We start from the raw sequence: 3,739 nt of genomic DNA, 5'->3' as shown, positions 1-3,739 counted from the left end.
ATGCTATTTCCGTAGCAGTACCTGCGATTCCACTAAACCCTAAAACAGCTGCAATTAATGCGATAACTAAAAATGTAAGAGCCCAATTAAACATTTTCCACTCCTTATTTATGATTGAATAACACTAATATATTCTTCTAAATTTTGGAGAGAGTCGGTACGGTATCCAACATTTGCCTTATGAACATACAATTTTATTACAAGGATATGATTGGTAATGAAGTTGAAGCTGGTCCGTGCAATACTTCACCATCCGTATCAAAGCGTGAGCCGTGGCAAGGGCAATCCCATGAACGTTCCGCAGAATTAAAGTGAACAATACATCCCAAGTGAGGACACTTGGGGGATGAAGGATGTAATTTACCTTGCTCATCCTTAAATACTGCAATTTTGCGAACTCCAATCTGAACAAAATAGCACCTTGCCCTAATGGAATATCGTTAATGGCGGCTACTTCACCACCTTTTAGCCAGTCTGATAAACCAATACCTTCAAAGTAAGAATTAGAATTAAATCGTTTTCATAATGCGCGTACTAGAGCGATCAGGCGATCACGTACCGAAGGGTTCCACAACTTGATATTCTTTACTGATTTTTCGATATCTGACAGCAGCTTTTTACAACTCGAAACCAGGTAAAGTCAGTTCTTGTCCAATCGATGCTCGAACACTTGCTCCAGTTGCGGCGATCCATCCTCGGCTAGCAGGCTCTTCTCGAAGCGCAACAATGCCTGCCTGCCTGTTAGCTCCAACGTCGCCACTTGGTTGTCGAACCAGGGTTCGGGATGGCACAGATGCCAATTAACCTCCGTCTGACGTACACCAGCCATCCGCGCCAAGCTCCGGGCCAGTTTACCGACCATTGTGGACCAGCCTGCGCGCATAATGCGTCGATCGCGCGCACCGAGCGGGTTGCGGAAGGGTGAACACACCGCCTGATATATTATGCTAGGGAGCTTCGCACCAGGAAATTTCACCTCAGCCAGGTAAACATGATGCACGTCGCCCGATAGCACAGTGATTGTTTCGGGTGCCCGACCTCGTTCACCGGTTGCCACAGAGCGGATCAAGGCAATTATCTGCTGGAATGATCTCCCGAATGCGCTCCAGTGCTCCAGGTCCAGTTTGCGGCGGATGCGTTCGCCGATGTTCACGAACCACGATCCCCACGCGCCCTTGCACACCGCCTCGTTCCAGGCTTCAAGGTAATGCAAGCCGGGGCCCATGAATACGGGGAGCGAGGTTCCAATCAACAGATGCCGGAAGTCGCCACTCACCTGCGATTCCAACCATCGCCATTCGTTCTCGTCGAGCATGTCCCGGTGATCAGATGCCAGCATCCGTCCAGCGCGCGAATCTACGACTACAAGTCGCACATCGCCGAAATCACGACAGAAACTCCAGCGATAGCTGTCTGGGGACTTGTCCGCCTGCATGGTGAATTCGCGCAGTCGTCGGCCAAAGTCTTCGTGACGACCAGCGTTCATTTGCTCGAACAATGCATCCTCGTGCAGTTCGTTCGGCGAAAGATTGCCCAAGTGCTGATAGACCCAATACGACATGAATGCCCCGACGATCCGTTGTTGCCACCACGGTTTGGCGCGCATGCCCTGAACCCAGCTTTGGGAGATGTTCCAGTCGTCTTTGACGTCGTGGTCGTCAAAGATCATCACGCTGGGAATGGTCGATAGCAGCCAACGAATATCCTCTTGACCCCAAGAATCCTGGTAGAGCCGCGTGAATTCCTCGAAATCCGCTACTTCCTCGCCGGGAGGCTGACTGGTGTCGCGCCGTGCTGCTATCCACTTATGCATTTCGGGGGAAACCTCGTCGGCATAGATCTGGTCGCCCAACATCAGCAACGCTTGCGGCCATTGATTTTCCGGCTGTGCGCGCATGCGAAAAGTCAGTGCACGTAAGGCATCGATTTCGAACCCGTGCGTTGCATCCTCCTGGTGCGTCAAGGTAAAGGGCGGTTCGTGGGGCACCGCCACGCGGCATGAGCCGAATGCAAATCGCAGCGTAGCATGGGAGTTAAACGTGCGGATGACGCAGGGTGGAAATGATGAGTCCAGTTCCGGCCAGACCTTGTCCCCATCCAGTTGGACGCTGTACTCGTACCGCGTCGCGGGCGCCAGATTAGTCATATAGACCAGCGCATAATGATGACCTTCCACCTCGAACGTCGACGCACAGTGGCCGAGAATCTCAACCTCGCACGCAGCATCGACCTCCACCCAGACCGTGGCGTCGGTTTCACCGACGTAGCGTAGTACCGGACCCAGGACAAGCTTGGTCATGGTAACTCTGATGTTACTGAGATCGGCAGCGTGCGGCTCATGATTTCCTCCTGGATGCGGCTAAACGGATCTGCACAGTACTCGAACGAAATTCGAATAATTTGGAATATCGATTCATATCGGGGCATAGAAAAAAATCACGGAATTATTTCTTTGATTTTAAAATAGTAATTGCGATTGGATATTTTCGCGAGATTCATCAATCATGACTCCATCAAACATAATCTCTTTTGAGTCTTTGATTTCGTTGAAAGAACTTTCAAAGCATTCTTTCATCGACAGTTGAAAACTAGTTGTTAAGGAGGTCAAATAAATAAGCAAAGAGCCAATATCAGCCTTAATATCTTTTCTTGTTGAAACATTTTCGGCTAATTGACTTATATTTTTAAAAAACCATTGTGCAGCAATTTTTGGATCTGCAACCCGTTCATCCTTTATTGCTTTGGTAAATTTTAAACGCGCATCAAAAGTAATATTTGCATCCGACAGATGGTTATCATTTGTATCAAGCAATATCCAATGGCATTAGTACAAACTTCTTCACCATTATCTAAGAAATTGATTAGTTTTCCACATTTGAGAGTATCCTAAATTTTGTGTAAGTGGCGGTTAATTATTGCCGAGGCATCCTCTCCTCAAACTGAATAGTGAAGCGATGATCCGTGATCCGTGATTGGTAGGCCGTGCGAGATTCGAACTCGCGACCAACGGATTAAAAGGTATTATAACTAATTATTTTTTATTATTATTTCATCTGTGCTGGCGCTAGCTCTTGAGCCGATAACCCAGCGGCACTGCATATTGGCACATCTTCTTGACACTCTTGCGGTGAACTCCACCATATGGCGCAATTTCACGCTAACTCTGCCCTTCCACCATCACCGCTCGTGGAATCTTTGCATATTGCTCCACTGTATAGATACTTATCGCTTTTCACTTGATACTCATCTCAGCAGCTTACATGTTTCAGAGTAATCCACTATTACTCCGCGATTTCCGCGTAACTTAGTCTGAATCGCCCCGGATTTTCTGGAGATAAAATGATTTGAGAGGAGGAAGAGATGAAAAACCATATCAGTTATTCTCCGGAAGTACGTGAACGAGCGGTAAGATTGGTATTCGAGCAGCAAGGAGCATGAATCGCAATGGTCGGCGATCAAATCGATCGCATCAAAGATTGGCTGTACAGCGGAGACGTTGCGCACCTGGGTAAGACGAACAGAGATTGATCAGGGAATTCGAGGTGGTATGTAGACTGCGGATCGTGAGAGACTCAAGGAATTGGAACAGGAGAATCGGGAATTAAAGCGAGCCAACGAGCTATTACGTAAGGCGTCGGCTTATTTTGCGCAGGCGGAGCTCGACCGCCGACCGAAATAATGGTGACATTTGTCGATAGCAACAAAGCAGAATACGGGGTCGAGCCAATCTGCAATGAAA

General features: G+C 48.1%; 4 protein-coding genes, 1 pseudogene and 1 other annotated feature. Of the genes and pseudogenes, 1 reads left to right on the top strand and 4 read right to left on the bottom strand.

All coding sequences use genetic code 11. The features are described from left to right. The 4 genes from ACH10T_RS09025 to ACH10T_RS09010 all read right to left on the bottom strand — a co-directional run. On the bottom strand, positions 1-94 hold a 94-nt coding region (locus ACH10T_RS09025), incomplete at its 3' end, for a DUF1328 domain-containing protein (RefSeq protein ID WP_394807376.1). Between the two features lie 103 nt (positions 95-197). Beyond that, positions 198-389 carry a Rieske 2Fe-2S domain-containing protein gene (locus ACH10T_RS09020; RefSeq protein ID WP_394808959.1) on the bottom strand — a complete coding sequence of 64 codons (192 nt, stop codon included), beginning with the start codon at positions 387-389 and terminating at the stop codon, positions 198-200. A gap of 251 nt (positions 390-640) precedes the next feature. Further along, on the bottom strand, positions 641-2,299 hold the full coding sequence (locus tag ACH10T_RS09015; protein ID WP_394808958.1) for an alkaline phosphatase D family protein: 1,659 nt from the start codon (positions 2,297-2,299) through the stop codon (positions 641-643). 159 nt (positions 2,300-2,458) lie between these two features. Continuing rightward, the gene (locus ACH10T_RS09010) at positions 2,459-2,812 is read right to left on the bottom strand and encodes a hypothetical protein (RefSeq protein WP_394808957.1); all 354 of its coding nucleotides are present in this window, start codon (positions 2,810-2,812) and stop codon (positions 2,459-2,461) included. A gap of 548 nt (positions 2,813-3,360) precedes the next feature. On the opposite strand from ACH10T_RS09010, the pseudogene ACH10T_RS09005 reads away from it, so the two are divergent. Next, positions 3,361-3,739 (top strand): annotated as a pseudogene (locus tag ACH10T_RS09005) (transposase); the annotation flags it as partial. Further along, positions 3,637-3,739, top strand: a sequence feature (AL1L pseudoknot). This feature is flagged as partial in the annotation. (Overlaps the previous pseudogene by 103 nt.)

The sequence above is a fragment of the Nitrosomonas sp. genome, from assembly GCF_043753625.1.
Classification (GTDB): domain Bacteria; phylum Pseudomonadota; class Gammaproteobacteria; order Burkholderiales; family Nitrosomonadaceae; genus Nitrosomonas.
This window is presented reverse-complemented; position numbering and strand designations above follow the sequence as displayed.